Annotated in this window: 15 protein-coding genes; 9 read left to right on the forward strand and 6 right to left on the reverse strand. The window is 70.6% G+C overall.

Annotated elements, in window-relative coordinates:
• The first annotated feature begins 81 nt into the window (after positions 1-81).
• Positions 82-867 carry an exodeoxyribonuclease III gene (locus KRR26_RS03295; RefSeq protein WP_217079096.1) on the forward strand — a complete coding sequence of 262 codons (786 nt, stop codon included), beginning with the start codon at positions 82-84 and terminating at the stop codon, positions 865-867.
• Between the two features lie 22 nt (positions 868-889).
• Positions 890-1,660, forward strand: a complete 771-nt coding sequence (locus KRR26_RS03300) for a lysophospholipid acyltransferase family protein (protein WP_120203923.1) — start codon at positions 890-892, stop codon at positions 1,658-1,660.
• Positions 1,661-1,716: 56 nt separating this feature from the next.
• Here KRR26_RS03300 and KRR26_RS03305 read toward each other — a convergent pair whose 3' ends face one another.
• A complete protein-coding gene (locus KRR26_RS03305; RefSeq protein WP_120203924.1) occupies positions 1,717-2,238 on the reverse strand; it encodes a hypothetical protein in 522 nt (173 codons plus the stop codon).
• Positions 2,239-2,378: 140 nt separating this feature from the next.
• On the opposite strand from KRR26_RS03305, the gene KRR26_RS03310 reads away from it, so the two are divergent.
• Complete coding sequence (locus KRR26_RS03310) at positions 2,379-3,434, forward strand: alpha/beta hydrolase (protein WP_120203926.1); 1,056 nt, start codon at positions 2,379-2,381, stop codon at positions 3,432-3,434.
• On the opposite strand, the gene KRR26_RS03315 is transcribed toward KRR26_RS03310, so the two are convergent.
• The 3 genes from KRR26_RS03315 to KRR26_RS03325 form a co-directional block, all read right to left on the reverse strand.
• Positions 3,428-5,530, reverse strand: coding sequence for a cation:proton antiporter (locus tag KRR26_RS03315; protein ID WP_120203928.1), 2,103 nt, complete (start codon positions 5,528-5,530; stop codon positions 3,428-3,430). The genes KRR26_RS03310 and KRR26_RS03315 overlap by 7 nt on opposite strands.
• 86 nt (positions 5,531-5,616) lie before the next feature.
• The gene (locus tag KRR26_RS03320) at positions 5,617-5,790 is read right to left on the reverse strand and encodes a hypothetical protein (RefSeq protein ID WP_158611408.1); all 174 of its coding nucleotides are present in this window, start codon (positions 5,788-5,790) and stop codon (positions 5,617-5,619) included.
• An 809-nt stretch (positions 5,791-6,599) separates the two neighbouring features.
• Positions 6,600-7,187, reverse strand: a complete 588-nt coding sequence (locus KRR26_RS03325; RefSeq protein ID WP_147422907.1) for a hypothetical protein — start codon at positions 7,185-7,187, stop codon at positions 6,600-6,602.
• 237 nt (positions 7,188-7,424) lie between these two features.
• On the opposite strand from KRR26_RS03325, the gene KRR26_RS03330 reads away from it, so the two are divergent.
• The 5 genes from KRR26_RS03330 to KRR26_RS03350 all read left to right on the forward strand — a co-directional run bounded on the left by KRR26_RS03330 (position 7,425) and on the right by KRR26_RS03350 (position 13,884).
• Positions 7,425-8,330: an energy transducer TonB gene (locus KRR26_RS03330; RefSeq protein WP_236068254.1), complete on the forward strand. Its 906-nt coding sequence runs from the start codon at positions 7,425-7,427 to the stop codon at positions 8,328-8,330.
• A 59-nt stretch (positions 8,331-8,389) separates the two neighbouring features.
• A complete protein-coding gene (locus KRR26_RS03335) occupies positions 8,390-9,682 on the forward strand; it encodes a PepSY-associated TM helix domain-containing protein (RefSeq protein WP_217079097.1) in 1,293 nt (430 codons plus the stop codon).
• A 145-nt stretch (positions 9,683-9,827) separates the two neighbouring features.
• Positions 9,828-12,059, forward strand: coding sequence for a TonB-dependent receptor (locus KRR26_RS03340; protein ID WP_217079098.1), 2,232 nt, complete (start codon positions 9,828-9,830; stop codon positions 12,057-12,059).
• 27 nt (positions 12,060-12,086) lie between these two features.
• Complete coding sequence (locus KRR26_RS03345) at positions 12,087-12,767, forward strand: Fe2+-dependent dioxygenase (RefSeq protein WP_217079099.1); 681 nt, start codon at positions 12,087-12,089, stop codon at positions 12,765-12,767.
• A gap of 256 nt (positions 12,768-13,023) precedes the next feature.
• Entirely contained in the window at positions 13,024-13,884 is an 861-nt protein-coding gene (locus KRR26_RS03350; protein ID WP_236068256.1) for a hypothetical protein, read from the forward strand.
• Positions 13,885-13,891: 7 nt separating this feature from the next.
• Here the strand turns inward: KRR26_RS03350 and KRR26_RS03355 are convergent, their stop codons facing one another.
• Positions 13,892-14,353 (reverse strand): universal stress protein, encoded by a 462-nt coding sequence (locus KRR26_RS03355; protein ID WP_120203934.1) that lies wholly within the window; start codon positions 14,351-14,353, stop codon positions 13,892-13,894.
• Between the two features lie 138 nt (positions 14,354-14,491).
• Here KRR26_RS03355 and KRR26_RS03360 point away from each other — a divergent pair, with 138 nt between their 5' ends.
• A complete protein-coding gene (locus KRR26_RS03360; RefSeq protein WP_217079100.1) occupies positions 14,492-15,355 on the forward strand; it encodes an SDR family NAD(P)-dependent oxidoreductase in 864 nt (287 codons plus the stop codon).
• Between the two features lie 7 nt (positions 15,356-15,362).
• Here KRR26_RS03360 and KRR26_RS03365 read toward each other — a convergent pair whose 3' ends face one another.
• On the reverse strand, positions 15,363-16,157 hold the full coding sequence (locus KRR26_RS03365; RefSeq protein WP_217079101.1) for a trypsin-like serine peptidase: 795 nt from the start codon (positions 16,155-16,157) through the stop codon (positions 15,363-15,365).
• Positions 16,158-16,188: the final 31 nt, after the last annotated feature.

The raw sequence follows: 16,188 nt of genomic DNA on the forward strand, positions 1-16,188 counted from the left end.
GGACCACCGGGACGGGGGCTTCGCCCGGCGTCCGAGCGGACAGGGCTGGAAAACCCCGCGCGCCCAGGCCATAAGCAGGGCGTGCGAGTCGTCTCTTGGAACGTCAACGGTCTGCGCTCGGTGCATCGCAAGGGATTCCTCCCGTGGCTCGCGGGAGCCCGGGCGCAGGTGGTGGCCTTGCAAGAGGTCCGGGCCACCGAGGAGCAGCTCCCCGAGGAGGTGCGCGCCCCCGCGCGGTGGCGGACACACTTCTCCTCGGCGCAGCGCGCGGGCTACAGCGGGGTGGGGCTGTACAGCCGCGCCACGCCGGATGACCTGGACACGAAGCTGGGCGTGAAGGAGATGGACTGCGAGGGTCGCCTGCAGTTCGCCCGCTTCGGCAAGCTGACGGTGGTCAACGGCTACTTCCCCAATGGCAACGGGAAGGAGCGGGACCTCAGCCGCATCCCCTTCAAGCTCGCCTTCTACCGCAAGCTCTTCCAGCGTCTGGAGAAGGCGCTGCGCGATGGCGAGCGCGTGCTGGTGGTGGGTGACTTCAACACCGCGCACCAGGACCTGGACCTGGCGCGTCCCCGCGAGAATCGCGAGACGAGCGGCTTTCGCCCCGAGGAGCGCGAGGAGTTCGACCGGTGGATCCGCTCGGGTTGGGTGGATTCCTTCCGGCACTTCCAGCCGGACGGCGGGCACTACTCGTGGTGGAGCCAGCGCGCCGGCGTGCGAGAGAAGAACATCGGGTGGCGCATCGACTACGTGCTGGCGACGCCCGCGGCCATGAAGTACGTGCGGCGCGCGGACATTCACGCGCACGTGCTTGGTTCGGACCACTGTCCTGTGAGCGTGGACCTGGCACCGGAGGTCATCCGGTGAGTCCCTTCAACGAGATGCCTCTATGAATGCACTGCTGTCCATCTGGACGTGGTTGGAGATCGCGCTGGTGGCGTTGGTGGGCTTCTGCATCCAGGTGGTCCTGGTCTTCTTCACCTGGCCCTTTGATCGGCGGCGCCACATCCCGGGGCGGACGTTCCGGCGCGTGGGGTGGATGGCCGCGAAGCTGACGCCCTACTGGCGCTTCGGCGTGCACGGCGACGTGCCTCGCTCGGTGGCGCCGAACACGGTGGTGGTGAGCAACCACGAGTCCAACGCGGATCCGTTCCTCATCTCGCACCTGCCCTGGGAGATGAAGTGGCTGGGCAAGGCGAGCCTCTTCAAGATTCCCGTGGTGGGCTGGATGATGTGGTTCGCGGGCGACGTGCCGGTGAATCGGGGCGATCGCGACTCGGCCACGGGCGCCATGGGCAAGTGCAAGAAGTGGTTGGCCAAGGGCATGCCGGTGATGATCTTCCCCGAGGGCACGCGCTCGAAGACGGACGAACTGCTCCCCTTCAAGGACGGCGCGTTCCGGTTGGCCATCGAGGCGCAGGCGGACGTGCTGCCGCTGGCGGTGAGCGGGACGCGGCGCGCGCTGCCGAAGCACTCGTGGCGCTTCAACACCTCGCGCGGGTTGGTGACGGTGGGCACGCCCATCTCCACGCGCGGCATGACGGTGGCGGACCTGGAGCGCCTGAAGGACATGGCGCGGGCGCAGATCGAGTCGCTGCGCGCGTCCCTGGCGCCGCTGACCCGCGTCGAGCCCTCCGAGGCGCGGTCGGTCGCCTCGTAGTCCCCACGACGGAGCGGAGGTCTTCGGGCCTCCCTCCGCGTTGGGTCGGGAGGTGCTCAGACCTCCTTGTCGTCGAGGATGTGGCAGCGCAGGTCCTTGTCGAGCGCCTCGTTGATGAGGCCGCGGATGATGTCCTCGCCGCCCAGCTCGAAGGAGAGGCCCACGCGGTCTCCCTTCACGTCGGACTCCGAGTCCACCGTGAGGCGCCCGCCGAGGGCCACGGCGCTGCCGTCCACGTGAGCGCCGGAGCGGATGCGCACGTCGCCGCCGATGGACACCGCCGAGCCCGTGACGTGGGCTCCGGCCTCGATGATGACGCGCCCGCGCACGGAGACGGCGTCCTCGACCACGGCGCCCTTGCGGACGATGACGTTGCCGTCCACCGCGACCACGTCCTTCACCTTCTCACCGGCCTCGATGACCAGGTCCGTGCCCTGCACCGCGCGGCTGCCGTCCTTCGTGGAGTTCATACAGACGATGCGTGGCGTGCTCGAGGACCGCTTCGCGGTATCCGCCGCGAGCGAGGGCGTGGCCAGCATGGAGCAGACGGCGAGGGTGGAGAGAAACGGTGCGCGCATGGGAGGGCTCCTGGGCGAGGACTCCGGGACATGGGCTCCTACGGACGTCCTGGCGAGCCATTGCATGCCCCCAGGCTGGGGAGGCCGGGACTTTGCGGCGGAATTCTCCGTGGGCACCCTTGCGGCAAGGAGCGACCACCATGCCCGTCACCGGACCCGAGGACCGCTACGCGGGGGTTGACCCCCAGGCCCGTGCCTTCCTGGCCATGCTGGAGGCCCGGGGTGGGCCTCCGCTGTCCACGCTCTCACCCCAGGCGGCGCGGGAGGTGTTGCGCGAGCTTCAGTCCGGCGACGTCGCGCGGATGCCGGCCGCCATGGAGGACCGCGTCATCCCCGGCGGGCCAGGCGGGCAGGTGCCCGTTCGCATCGTCCGCCCGCCCGGTGCGTCCGGTCCGCTGCCGGTCCTGGTGTACTGCCACGGCGGTGGGTGGGTGCTGGGCGATGGGGACACGCATGACCGCCTGATTCGCGAGCTGGCCTTCGGCACGCGGGCCGCCGTGGTGTTCATCCAGTTCTCGCCCGCGCCCGAGGCCCGCTACCCGGTGCAGATCGAGCAGGCCTACGCGGTGCTCCAGTGGGTGGCGAACCACGGAGGCGTGGCGGGGCTCGACAGCGGGCGCATCGCGGTGGTGGGGGACGGCACGGGTGGCAACCTGGCCATCGCGCTCACGATGCTGGCGCGTGAGCGGGGAGGACCACGCATCGCGCAGCAGGTGCTGTTCCAGCCCGTCACGGACGCGCGCTGCGACACGGCCTCGTATGAGCGGTACGGGGAGGGGTACTTCCTCACGCGCCAGTCGATGGCGTGGTTCTGGGACTGCTACGTGCCCGATGCCTCGGCGCGGGCGCTCCCGCTCGTGTCGCCGCTGCGGGCTCCGGCCGCGAAGCTGAAGGGCCTGCCTCCGGCGCTCCTCATCACCGGCGAGTGCGACGTGGTGCGCGACGAGGGCGAGGCCTACGCGCATCGGCTCATCGACGCGGGGGTGACGGTCACGTCGGCGCGCTACCTGGGCGTTCCGCATGACTTCGTGATGCTGGATGCGCTGGCCAGCACGCCCGCGGCACGCGCGGCCGTCATCCAGGCCTGCGTGACGTTGGTGAGCGTGCTGGGGGCGGGGCTGCGCAGCGGGCAGCCCTCCATCCCGACCCGCGCCTCGGGCGACGCCTCGGTGGGGCCGGGCGCCAGCGTTCACTGAACTTCCGCCACCTCCGCCCGCGCCTCGCCGCCGCCTTCGAGCACCGCGCGGGCGGCGTCAATGGCCTCGTGCGTCCCGGCCAGCGCGAGGACGTCTCCTGCGCGGAGCACCTCCTGCGCGGTGGGGACGAGCACGTCCGCGTCCCCGCGCCGGATGGCCAGGACCGTGGCGCCCGTCATGCCGCGCAGGTCGAGCTCCGCGAGCGTGCGGCCCACCGCGGGGCTCGTCGGGATGAGCGAGATGGACTCGGGGTCACCCATGCCCGGCAGCAGCGCGCGGATGTCCGCGAGCGAGTCCTTGTTCTCCTCGGGGTGCTCGGAGTCTCCGGTGGCGTGGGACTGGGCGGCGAGCGCCGCGACGATGACCTGCGCGCCCGCGCGCATGTGCCCCTGGAGGTTGGTGGCGCTGCGCCAGAAGCTGAAGCCCAGCACCGCGATCATGATCAACAGCAGGGTGGCGCCCGGCAGGCCGGGGAGGAACGGCTGGGTGAGCGCCATGACGGGCACGCCCACGATGACGACGATGCCGAGCTGAAGCGTGACGACGAGCATGCGGCGCGGTGCCGCCGCCAGATCCACCTTGCCATCCGGCGCCGCGGGCAGCGCGGCCTCCGCCAGCGTCACGCCCAGCCGCCGCGCCACGCGCACGATGCCCACGGCGAAGGGCACGCACAGCACGACGGACGCGACGATGAAGAGCGTCCGGGCGACCGACTCGAGCAGGCCCACCTCGCGCACGAGGAAGTTCACCACCCGCGCCGAACCGATGGATGCGCCGACGACGATGGCCACGAGCAGCGCCGCGTCCACCAACAGGAGCAGGATGCTGCGGCGTGCGCGCGCGCCCACCGTCTCGCGCCGAGGCAGGTTGCCCAGGCGCTCCACCCAGCTGCCGTACAGCGTGACGAAGGTCTGCAGGGGCTGCGGGAGCTTGCGGTCCAACAGGCTGGCGAACGGTCCCGAGGCCTTGATGAGCCACGGCGTCACGAGCGTCGTGACGACGGACACCGCCACCGCGACGGGATAGAGGAACGAGCCCGTGGCCTTCAGCGACAGGCCGAGCCCTGCGATGATGAAGGAGAACTCGCCAATCTGCGCCAGGCTCATGCCGGCCTGCACGGACGTGCGCATGCCGTTGCCCGTGAGGAACGCGCCCAGGGTGACGCTGAGAATCTTCCCGAAGACGACCACCAGGGTCAGCACCACCACCGCGCCCCAGTGCTGCGCCACGAGGACTGGATCCAACAGCATGCCCACGGACACGAAGAAGATGGCGGCGAAGATGTCGCGCACGGGCTGCACCAGGTGCTCGATGGTCTTGCCCTCACCGGACTCGGACACGAGCGAGCCCGCGAGGAACGCGCCCAGCGCCACTGAGTAGCCGAGGGTCTGCGCGAGCAGCGCGACGGCGAAGCAGATGCCCACGCTCGCCACGAGCGTGGTCTCCGGGCGGTTGAGCTTGACGATGGCGCGCACGGCGCGCGGCACGACGAGCAGGCCCACCACGACGAGCTCGATGAGGAACGCCACCAGCTTGCCCACGGTGACGGCCAGCGCGCCCGCGGACAGGCCCGCGCCGGATGACACCGCGGTGAGCGTGGCCATCAGCAGGATGGCGATGATGTCCTCGACGACGAGGATGCCGATGACGAGCTTGCGCAGGTTGCCGCGGATGTTCTGCTCGTCGAAGGCCTTGGCGATGATGGTCGTGCTGGAGATGGCGATGGCCGCGCCCGCGAACAGGCACTCCAGCCGCGTCCACCCGAACGCGCGGCCCGTGATGAAGCCCAGCCACACCATCACGCTGCATTGAATGATGGCGGTGATGCCCGCGGTGGGGCCCACCTGGATGAGCTTGCGCAGGCTGAACTCCAGCCCGAGCGAGAACATCAGGAGGATGACGCCCAGCTCGGACAGCGTCTGGACGATGCCCGCGTCCGCGACGAGGGGGATGGGGACGTGGGGCCCGATGATGAGGCCCGCGATGATGTAACCCAGCACGACGGGCTGGCGCAGTCGCTGGAACACGACGGTGGTGACCGCCGCGACGCAGAGGACGATGGCGAGAGCTTGGAGGAAGGCGTGGGCGTCGTGCATGGGGCGCCTGAGGGAAGGAAGGTGGAGAAGGGGACCCCGGCCCCGCGTCGCGCGGAGCCGAGGCCTGGAAGGTCATGCCTGCGCTCTCATCCGCATTTATCGAACACGACGGCCGCGCCGATGATGAGCACGCACACCAGGATGCTCAACACCAGACGCGCCCACTGCCAGTGGGCGTGCTCGGTGGGAGCCGCGGCCTGGGGCGCGGGTTGAGCGGTGGACGAAGGCGCCGGCTTCGGCTGGACACTTTGCTGGGACATTGAAGAGACCTCTCGCGTCCGCGGGCTCGCGGGGGCGCGATGTGAAGGAGGACGCGTCCGATGGCGGCACCCCGGCCGCGCGCGACGGCATCGCGCGGGCACACGACGGCCGTGGCTCCGGTCAGACGACGGAAATGGGTGAGGGAGGTGAAGCGGTCCGCGTCACGCCGCGCGCGGTGGGCCCTGCGCGGGACAGTTCACGGTCAGCGGGCGATCCCCCCCCGGGACATGGCGCGGGGGCAGGGCGCAGGCGCGGATGCGCTGCGAGAGGGCGACGATGGACGCATCGAGCCGCGTAGCCAGGGCCGCGCGCGAAGACGCCACGCGCTTGGGAACCGGCGCCGGATGGGCGCAGGGCCGGGACGCATCGAAGCGCCCCCCAGGCGAAGGATCGACGGCACCGTCGCGTGGGTCATGAAGACCCGTGAGGCTCCAGGCGCTACACGCGTCTTCCCCCGCCTCCGCCACGCGCATGGCCTGCGTCGGCTCGGGCGGGGCGCTCGTGGAGGGGGCGGCCGTTGGCGCATGGGCGAGCCACGCGGCAAAGGTCAGGGCGCACGCCAGCAGCGCGATGGGAGTCCATCGTTCGCGAGGGGCCTGATGCCCTGCTGGACGAAGTGCCTGGGTCATGGGACGGGAAGCGGGCGACTGGGCGCCGCGCTGGCCGCCCGCCGGGGACGGCACATGCCATCAGTCCCGCCCCTTTCTTCCTGTACACCACGATTGGGGACCGCGCACCCGTGAAGATGGGCGAATCGTGCTTCACGTGCAGGCGGCCAGGCGCGGTCCTTCCTTGCCGCCGCGGGTCCTCAAGGACGACGCGCGCGTGAGGCCGCGTGCTCCACGATGGTGAAGCGCTCGGGCCGCACGCCCCACAGCAGCGACGCGTCCAACGCACTCGCGAAGTCATCGAGCTTGAGCGCGGCCTGGCTTCGCAGCGCGGCATCCAGCTCCGCATAGGTGGGGTGATGCGAGGGCAGGGTCACCGCGACGTCACGGGCCTCGCGGCGCAGCTTCGAGGACGAGGCCAGTCCTTGGGCGCGCAGCTCCTCGAGCAGCACGGGCAAGGGAAGGACGCGTCCAGACAGTGGCGCGCGCAGCGGCCGGGCCATGCCGCGCGTCAACGGCACCGCCGGCGCCAGCGCCGCCGTTGCGACGGCCACGCCCACCATCCCCATCAACCCGTATCGCCGTGAGGAGGTGCGCACGAGCAGCCGGATGAAGAAGCCCAGGCAGCCCGCGGGCAACAGCATCATCAGGATTCCCAGCGGCAGCAGACTCCACACGGCGCCCCAGGCCATGCCCTCCAGCGCGTCACGGGTCAGGGGCACCAGGAGCCCAGGAGGAGCCTTGCGCAACGCGGGGGCCGGGGGGGCAGGCGCATCGGGCATCGTCATGGCCTCCACCCCATGGCAAGGCCCGGGCCAGCCTGGGGGCTGGCGGGCCTCCTTGGGAGTGAGGAGATGTCCTCGGTCACTTTGTCGCGGTCTGTTCCCGCCGCTGTGACGGGGTGACCGGCGAATCCTGGCCCGCCGCACCTGGGAGTTCTGCTTTGGCTCGAAATTTGGCGAGGGGGCCGTGTTCGCGCGGATTGACGCTCCGGCCGACAGCATGTATCTCTGGCGGCAGTGAAAATGAGAACTGTTCTCAATTTCGAGGATGCCTTGGTGGTGGGTGGCCCGGTTGGCGTGGAGACGCGGACCGTGGACGCGGCGCGGCAGCGCGTGGAGCCGCCTGGGCTGTTTCGGATGGGAGCACCCGCGCCGGGTGAGCAGGGGCGGGGGCGGTGGAGCCGCGCGTGCCTCATCGCCGGCATCGTGCACGTCGGGCTCTTGGCGGGAGGGATCGCCAGCGCGGGCGCGAATCCCCGCGTGCTTCGGACGCCCGAGCCCGAGCCGGAGCTGGTGCTGCTGGCGTACGCGGCGCCGCCTCCTGCCGCGGCGGGCGTGCCGACCGCGACTCGGAGCGCGCCGGTGACGCAGGTGCAGCGCAAGGCCCCGGTGCAGACGCCTCGGCTGAAGGAGCCGACGCCCACGCCGGTGGAGGCCCCGGTGGAGAAGGTCGAGCCGACGCCAGTGGAGACCGCGCCGGAGCCCGAGCCGGAGTCGGCGCCCGTGGCTGCCACGGCGGACGCCTCTGCCAGCACGGGCGCGGTCGCGGGAGTCGTGGGCGGGGGAGTCGGCGGCGTGGTGGGTGGAGCGGTCGAGGGGCGTGAGGGGGGCGCGCTGGGGGCCGTGGGGGGCGATGCCCTCACGCTCAAGCAGGTGTCGCGTCCGCCGGTGGTGCTGACGCAGGTGGCTCCGCAGTATCCGCGCCGTGCCAAGGACGAGCGTGTCACCGGGCTGGTGCTCGTGCGCGTCATCATCGGAACGGACGGGAAGGTCGAGCCTGAGCACACACGCGTGATGCGCTCGGTGGCCGGGCTGGATGAGGCCGCGGTGGCCGCTGTCTCGCAGTGGCGCTTCTCGCCCGCGCTGGGCCGCGAGGGACGCCCGGTCCGCGTCATCGTCGACATCCCGATGAATTTCACCCTGAAGTGAGCCGGTGGGCGCCGGCCGCCCACCTCCCGTTGGCGCGTGCCCGCGCGCGAGAGACCTCCATGTTCAGCACCCTCCGCACCGTTCTCTTCTGGGTCCACCTCGTGGCTGGCGTCGTCGCCGGTCTCGTCGTCGCCATCATGGCCTTCACCGGCGTGGCGCTGGCGTTCGAGTCCCAGGTGATCGACTGGGCCGACCGCGACGCGCGCCTCGTACAGGCTCCCGCGCCGGACGCCGCGCGCCTCCCCGTGGATGCGATGGTGGCGCGCGTGCGCGAGGCTCGGCCCGAGGCGCAGGTCTCCGGCATCACGGTCTACGCCGCGCCGGACTCCGTGGTGCTGGTGAGCACGGGCCGCTCGGGCGGCGTCTACGTCAACCCGTACACGGGCGAGGTGCGAGAGCAGGGCGCCGCGGGCTGGCGTGCGTTCTTCCACACGATGGAGGAGTGGCACCGCTGGCTCGGCACGGACGGCGAGCAGCGGGCGCTGGGCAAGGGCGCCACGGGCATCTGCAACGCCGCGTTCCTGCTCATGGCCATCACCGGGCTCTATCTGTGGTGGCCGCGCAAGTGGACGATGCGCGCCATGCGGCCGACGCTGTGGTTCCGCAGGGGACTGCACGGCAAGGCGCGCGACTTCAACTGGCACAACGTCATCGGGTTCTGGTCCTTGCCGGTGCTGATCGTCCTCACGGCGTCCGGCATGGTCATCTCGTACAGGTGGGCCTCGGACCTCGTGTACAAGGCCGCGGGCGAGACGCCGCCGACCGCGCAGGGGCCGGCCGCGGCGCCCCCGGTCAAGGTCCCCACGCCGCCTCCAGGAGCGCAGCCGCGTGAGCTGGATGCGCAGTTCGCGGCGGCGATCGCCCAGGTCTCCGGCTGGGAGAGCGCCACGCTTCGCATGGGCGGGCCCGGTGGACCGGGCGGCGCGCCGCGCCCCGAAGCGGGGAAGGGGGGGCCGGGCGCGGGTCCGCGAGGTGACGCCGAGAAGCGTGGCCCGGCCGCGACGAACTTCAACATCAAGGAACGCGGCGCGTGGCCGCCGTTCGCCTCGGTGCAGATCGCGGTGGACCCCTTCACCGCGCAGTCGCTGCGTCGCGACACGTTCGCGGATGCGAGCGCCGGTCGTCGCGCGCGCACGTGGCTGCGCTTCCTCCACACCGGTGAGGCGCTGGGTTGGATGGGCCAGCTCATCGCGGCCATCGCCTCGTTCGGGACACTCTTCCTCGTGTGGACCGGCTACGCGCTGGCGTGGCGCCGTTTCTTCCCGAAGCGCCGCCGTGCTCCCGCCTCGCCCGAGGTGGCCGCCGCGTCGCTGGCGCCCGAGGCCGCCACGCCTCGCTCGGAATCGGTCTGACGCTGAGGCCTCCCTCCGAGGCCTCAGCACCCCGCGCACGAAGTCTTGGTGCGTGTCTGTCTTTTTCTTGAAGTTGAGAATCATTCTCCAAATCAAGATTCACTGCGCGATGCGCCGGGTTCGCGGCGCGCCAGAGGGAGTGCACGTGTCTGCATCGAAGCTCGGTAGGTCTGGGATCCGCTCCGCACAGGGCAACGCGGGAGGGCTGCGGGCCGCGCTGAGGCCGTGGGGCCCGGCGGCGGTGGGGTTGGCGTCCGCGCTGGCGGCGAGCGGCGCGGCGGCGCAGGAGGCGTCCCCGAAGACCGAGGCCACCGAGGAGCAGTACGTGCTGCCCACCGTGCAGGTGGAGGCCGAGGCCGAGCAGGGCTACCACACGGAGGAGAGCAGCCTGTCGAAGCTGCCGCGCCCGCTGGTGGACACGCCGCAGACCGTGGTGGTGGTGCCCGAGAAGGTGATGGAGGAGCAGCAGGCGACCACGCTGCGCGATGCGCTGCGCAACGTCTCTGGCATCACCGTGGCCGCGGGCGAGGGGGGCCGTCAGGGTGACACGTTCAACCTGCGCGGCTTCTCCGCGCAGACGGACGTGATGCGCGATGGCGTGCGCGACCTGGGCTGGTTCACGCGCGACACGTTCAACGTGGAGGGCGTGGAGGTCTACTTCGGTCCGTCGTCGGTGCTGTTCGGCCGAGGCTCCACGGGCGGCGCCATCAACATGGTGACGAAGAAGCCGAAGAAGACGTCCTTCCAGGACCTGCGGCTCACCGCGGGCACGTCGCCGTCCGGCCGCTTCGAGGCCGACCTCAACGAGGTCATCTCCGAGTCGTTCCAGATGCGCATCAGCGCGATGGGGCAGCTGTCGGACGTGGCGGGCCGCGACATCGCGCAGGAGAACCGTGCGGGCATCGCGCCGTCGGCGCGGCTGGCGCTCGGCAAGCACGTCACGCTGGACCTGGACTACTTCTACCAGCGCGAGGACAGCGTCCCGGACTACGGCCACCCGTACTACCAGGGCTATCCCGTCTCCACGAGCCTCGACGTGCGCCGAGACGCGTTCTACGGCGTGGAGGGCTCGGACACGGAGAAGGTCAACGTCCACATCGGGACGGGCCGGCTGCTCGTGGACCTGGGCGGTGGCACGCAGCTCACCAACACGGTGCGCCTGGGCGGCGTGGATCGCTTCTCGCGGCCCACGTCTCCGCGCGGGCTCACGCCGGCCGTGGACCCGACGGCCATCGGCCGCGAGCGGTATGAGACGGCGACGGACAACATGTACCTGGCCGAGCAGCTCGATCTGCGCGGCGTGTTCCAGACCGGCATCCTGAAGCACGCGGCGAACGTGGGCCTGGAGTACTCGCGCGAGTGGCGGGAGCAGCGCCGCTACAACCTGCGCGCGGTGGGGCTGCCCACCGGGCCCAACATCCCCGCGGACCTGTACGATCCGGAGCCCAAGCCGGACCTGTCCTCGGTCGAGCGGACGTTCAGCACGTCGAGCGGGACGACGCAGTGGTCCGTGGCGGCGTACGCGGCGGATCAGATCGCCATCGGCAAGTACGTGGAGGTGCTGGGCTCGCTGCGCTACGACATCTTCCGCACGGACTACGCGACGGTGAACGCGACGAACGTCACCACGCGCCTGGAGAACAAGAACAAGTACCTCAACTGGCGCGCGGGTGTGGTCGTCCACCCGATGGAGGCCACCAGCGTCTACGCGATGTATGGCACGTCCTCCAACCCGTCGGCCGAGGTGGGCACCATCAGCACTGGCCAGGACACGCTGGACCCGGAGAAGAACGAGACGGTGGAGGTGGGCGCGAAGGCGGACGTCATCGCAGAGCGCTTGAGCGTGAACGCGGCGGCCTTCCGCATCGACAAGAAGAACGCGCGCGTGGCGAACGCGGACCCCGCGGGCCCGCCCACGGTGCTGGATGGTGAGCAGCGCTCGCAGGGCATCAACGTGGGGCTTGCCGGCACGCCGCTGCGCCGCTGGAACGTGTTCCTCAACTACACGTTCCTGGACTCGGAGATCCTCAAGCACACCAACCCGTTCATCGTGGGCCAGCGCCTGCCGAGCACGCCGAAGCACAGCGGCTCGCTCTGGACGACGTACGGTGTCACCGACGCGCTCACCGTGGGCGGCGGCGCCGTCTACCAGGACGTGGCGACGGTGAACAACCCGGCCAAGGACACCGACGTGCTCAACAAGGTGCCCAACTACTGGCGCTTCGATGCGTTCGCCAGCTACGCGGTCAGCCGGTACGACATCCAACTCAACGTGAACAACCTCACCAACACGCTCTATTACGAGCAGTACTATGCCGGGCAGGCCGTGCCGGCGAAGGGCCGCTCGGCGCTCTTGTCGGGTCGGGTCCGGTTCTAGGCGCGCTCGCTCGCCAGGAGACACCCCATGATGCTGCACATCCCCCAGGTCCTCACCGCCGAGCAGGTGGCCCACTGTCGCGCCGTGTTCGACTCGGCGACCTGGGAGGATGGTCGCAGCACCGCGGGCCACCAGTCCGCCCAGGTGAAGCGCAACGAGCAGCTCCCCGAGGGGAGTCGCGAGGCGCGCGAGCTGGGCGACCTGGTGCTCGCGGGCCTGGAGCGCAGCCCGCTGTTCATCTCGGCGGTGCTGCCCCAGCGCGTGTTCCCTCCGCTGTTCAACCGCTATGGGCCGGGGATGACGTTCGGCTCGCACGTGGACAACGCCATCCGGCCGGTGCCGGGCACCCCGCTGCGCGTGCGCACGGACGTGTCCGCCACGCTCTTTCTCTCGGACCCGGAGTCGTACGACGGCGGTGAGCTGGTGGTCGAGGACACCTACGGCGACCACTCCGTGAAGCTGCCCGCGGGCGACCTCATCATCTACCCGTCCAGCAGCCTGCATCACGTCACGCCCGTCACGCGCGGAGTGCGCCTGGCGTCCTTTTTCTGGGTCCAGAGCCTGGTGCGCGATGTGTCCCAGCGCGCGCTGCTCTTCGACCTGGATACCTCCATCATTCAGCTCAACAAGGAGGTGCCGAAGAGTCCGGCGCTGGTGATGCTGACGGGCGTGTACCACAACCTCCTGCGGCAGTGGTCGGAGTCCTGAGAGGCGAGCGCCGCGCCCGCCGCTGCTGCACAATGGGGGCACCGCGTTCCCGAGGCCCGCCATCGCCACGACATCGTCGCACGACGCTCCCCACGCCGACCTCTCCATCTGGCTGTATGCGCTGGGCTACTTCGCGGCCTACGCGCCCTACAGCGCGCTGACGAAGATGCTGTCGAGCGGGATGTTGAACGGGATGTCACACGGCATCTCCGGCTTCTCGCTGCTGCCGGCGAGCGCGTCCGCGTCCCTGGTGGGGATGTTCATCTTCATCACGTGGAAGGGCTGGTGGAAGGACGCCAGCCATCGCGAGGTGCTCGGCCGGAGCGTCCCCATGCCTGGGCGGTGGACGTTCATCTCGGGCCTGTGCTCGGCGGCCATCATCGGGACGACGACGCTTGCGTACACGCTGCCGGGCGCGTCCATCGTCTTCATGATGTTGCTGATGCGCGGCGGAGTGCTGGCGCTCGCGCCGCTGGTGGACCTGTGGATTGGCCGCAAGGTCCGGTGGCCTTCGTGGGTGGCGCTGGCGCTCAGCCTGGGCGCGCTCGGGGCGGCGACGGGGCCCGGTGTGAGCCTGGAGCTCACGGTCGTGGCCGTGGTGGATGTCACGGTGTACCTGCTCGCGTACTTCGTGCGCTTGTTCGCCATGAGCCACCTGGCGAAGTCCGGCGACCCCGCGGTCGCGCGGCGCTACTTCGTGGAGGAGCAGATGGTGGCGACTCCCGCCCTGGTGTTCGTGTTGATTACGTTGGCGCTCGTGGGCGGTGACGGCGTCCTCGGGGACATTCGTGACGGCTTCACCGAGTTCTTCGCGCGCGGGCACATGCTGGCGGAGGTGGCGGTGGGCGTGCTGTCGCAAGGGACGGGCATCTTCGGTGGGCTCATCCTGTTGGATGGCCGCGAGAACTCCTTCTCCGTGCCGGTGAACCGGGCGTCCAGCGTGCTCGCGGGCGTGGTGGCCTCGGCGGCCATGTCGATGTGGCTGGGCGTACCGGGGGCGGACGCGAGCGAGCTGTTGGGGGCGGGGTTCCTCGTGGCGGCCATGCTCGTGCTGGCCGTGCCCACCGTGCTGGCGGCTCGGCGGGCCGCGCGCGCCGTGCTCGCACCTGGGCCCTGAGCACGGGCTACTTCGTGGGTTGCAGGTGCAGGGTCAGTACGGGGCTGGCGGCGCGCGAGACGACCTTCTGCGCCACGCTGCCCAACAGCAAGCGCGACAGGCCGCGCCGCCCATGCGTGCCCATCACGACGAGGTCGAACTTTCCTCGCTCGATTTCATCCAGGATGGTCGCGCCGGGCTCGCCCACCAGCACGCGATGCTGGACGGAGACCTCGGGGTGCTCGAGGTCCTTCACGAGCGTGTCGAGGTCCTGCTTCGCCGTGTCCACGGCCACCGTCTCCAGGGTCTGCGAGCTCCAGCCCGGTGACGCGACCAGGAGATCCGGCGCCACGTACTGTGGCGGCTCCCACGCGTGGACGATGTCCACCGAGGCGCCGAAGGGGCGGGCAATCTGGAGGGCGTAGTCCACCACCGCCGCCGACCCCTCCGTCAGGTCCACGGGCACGAGGATGTGAGAGGGCGCGGTCATGACAGGCCTCCAGGCAAGGGGCGCGCGGCGTCGTCCGCTGGCCCGCGTGCCCGGAGAGCGCCCGGGCATCCAAGGGCCGTGGTTGTGGGGCGCGGCGCGCGCGCGGCATGGGCAGGTTTGTGGTCGAGACAGCGCCTCATGCGTCCCCCCATCGACAACAGTACCGTGCTCATTGTCGGCGCCGCCGACGGCCTGGGGCCGGAGCTCGCCCGGCTGCTGGCCCGACGCGTTCGCACGCTGGTGCTGGTGTCGTCGCAGGTCGCGCGGTTGGAGCCGCTGCGCGCCGAGCTGCGAGCCGCCAATCCCACGCTCGGTGTGTTGCTGCGCACGTGCAACTTCTGCGATGCGGCGGACGTGGATGCGCTGCTGGGTTACCTGGAGCAGCGCATTGTCCGCGTGGACGTGTTGATCAACATCGCGGACGTGGGCGCGCCCGGACTGTTCGCGCAGGAGCAGTGGGAGCGGCTGCGCCAGACGCTGCGCTCGAACATCGTGGTGCCGGCGCTCATCGCGCATCGGCTGGTGCCGGGCATGGTCGCGCGCGGACGCGGCGGCATCCTCAACGTCGGCTCGGGCGCAAGCCGCCTGCTGCTGCCGGGTGCCTCCGTCTTCGCGGGCACACAGCGCTTCGTGGATGGCTTCACCGAGTCGCTTCGGCTGGAGTTGGAGGGGACGGGCGTCACCGTCACCCAGGTGTCGCCCGGGCCGCTGGATTGGGAGCCGCCCCTTCCCGACGAGTGCACGCCGCTCTTCCATCTCTCCGCGCGGCGCGGCGCGCGTGAGGCGCTCGCGGGCTTCGAGCGGGGCGCGGCCCTCGTCTATCCAGGCGCGGGGCACCGCTGGGTGATGCGGGTGGTGCCTCGACTACCGCGGTGGCTTCAGCGCGGCGTAGGCCGACTGGCCTTGCGAGGCGTGCGCTCGCGGCTGCTGCTGGCGCCTCCGACGCGGACGACAGGCCCCGGGCCGCCAGTCCTGCTGGCCAGCCGCCCGGAGCCCGCGTGAGCGCGACCTAGAGGCCGATCTCCGCCAGGCGCGCGCGCACCCGCGTGGCCTTCACGCCGGTGTTGCCCGTGCCGCGGCCCGACGAATTGCCGCCCAGCCCGATGTGATGCAGCGCGACCACTTCGTTGCTGGTGGACGAGAACACCGGCGAGCCAGACGAGCCGCCCAGGGTGTCCGCGTCGTAGGAGATGTCGGTGGTGCTGTAGCTGCCGTTGAGCACCTTGCCCGGCGAGTACTTCTTCGTCGGGGAGCAGCCGCTCGTCGTGTAATAGTCGCAGTTCTGGTGGATGACGTAGACGCTGGCGTTGGTGGCCGCGTTGGTCGTCGCAACCGTCAGCCAGCCGTACACGGCGCCCGGGAGGCTGCCATTGACGGCGGCGCACTTCACCGCGGTCATGTCATCCGCGGACCACGTCTTCACGAACGTGTCGCACGGGTACCAGATGCGGTCCGCCGAGGCGACCGCGTCCTCGTAGTTGAAGGACACCTTGGCGCCCACGGCCTCGGTCGCCGAGCCGATGCAGTGGTTGTTGGTGATGATCGTGTCCGCGGACACGAGCCACGCCGTGCAGCGCGTGCCGTTGGCGGGGATGGACAGATAGCCCACGGCCTGCGAACGCGTGCGCTGCGTGCCCGTCAGCGTCGTGGCGCTGCTCCAGTTCACCGAGCCCACGATGACGTTGGACTCCACGGACTGGAGCGGCTCCGGGGCCTCCGCGTTCGGCACGTCCGGTGGCCCCATGGAACCGCAGCCGGTCAGCCCTGCCAGCAACAGCGCTCCAACGACGCTCCTCGTGTCCATTCCATCCTCCTCGCGCGGAACTGCGCATCCG

The organism is Citreicoccus inhibens (assembly GCF_019039035.1).
GTDB lineage: Bacteria > Myxococcota > Myxococcia > Myxococcales > Myxococcaceae > Citreicoccus > Citreicoccus inhibens.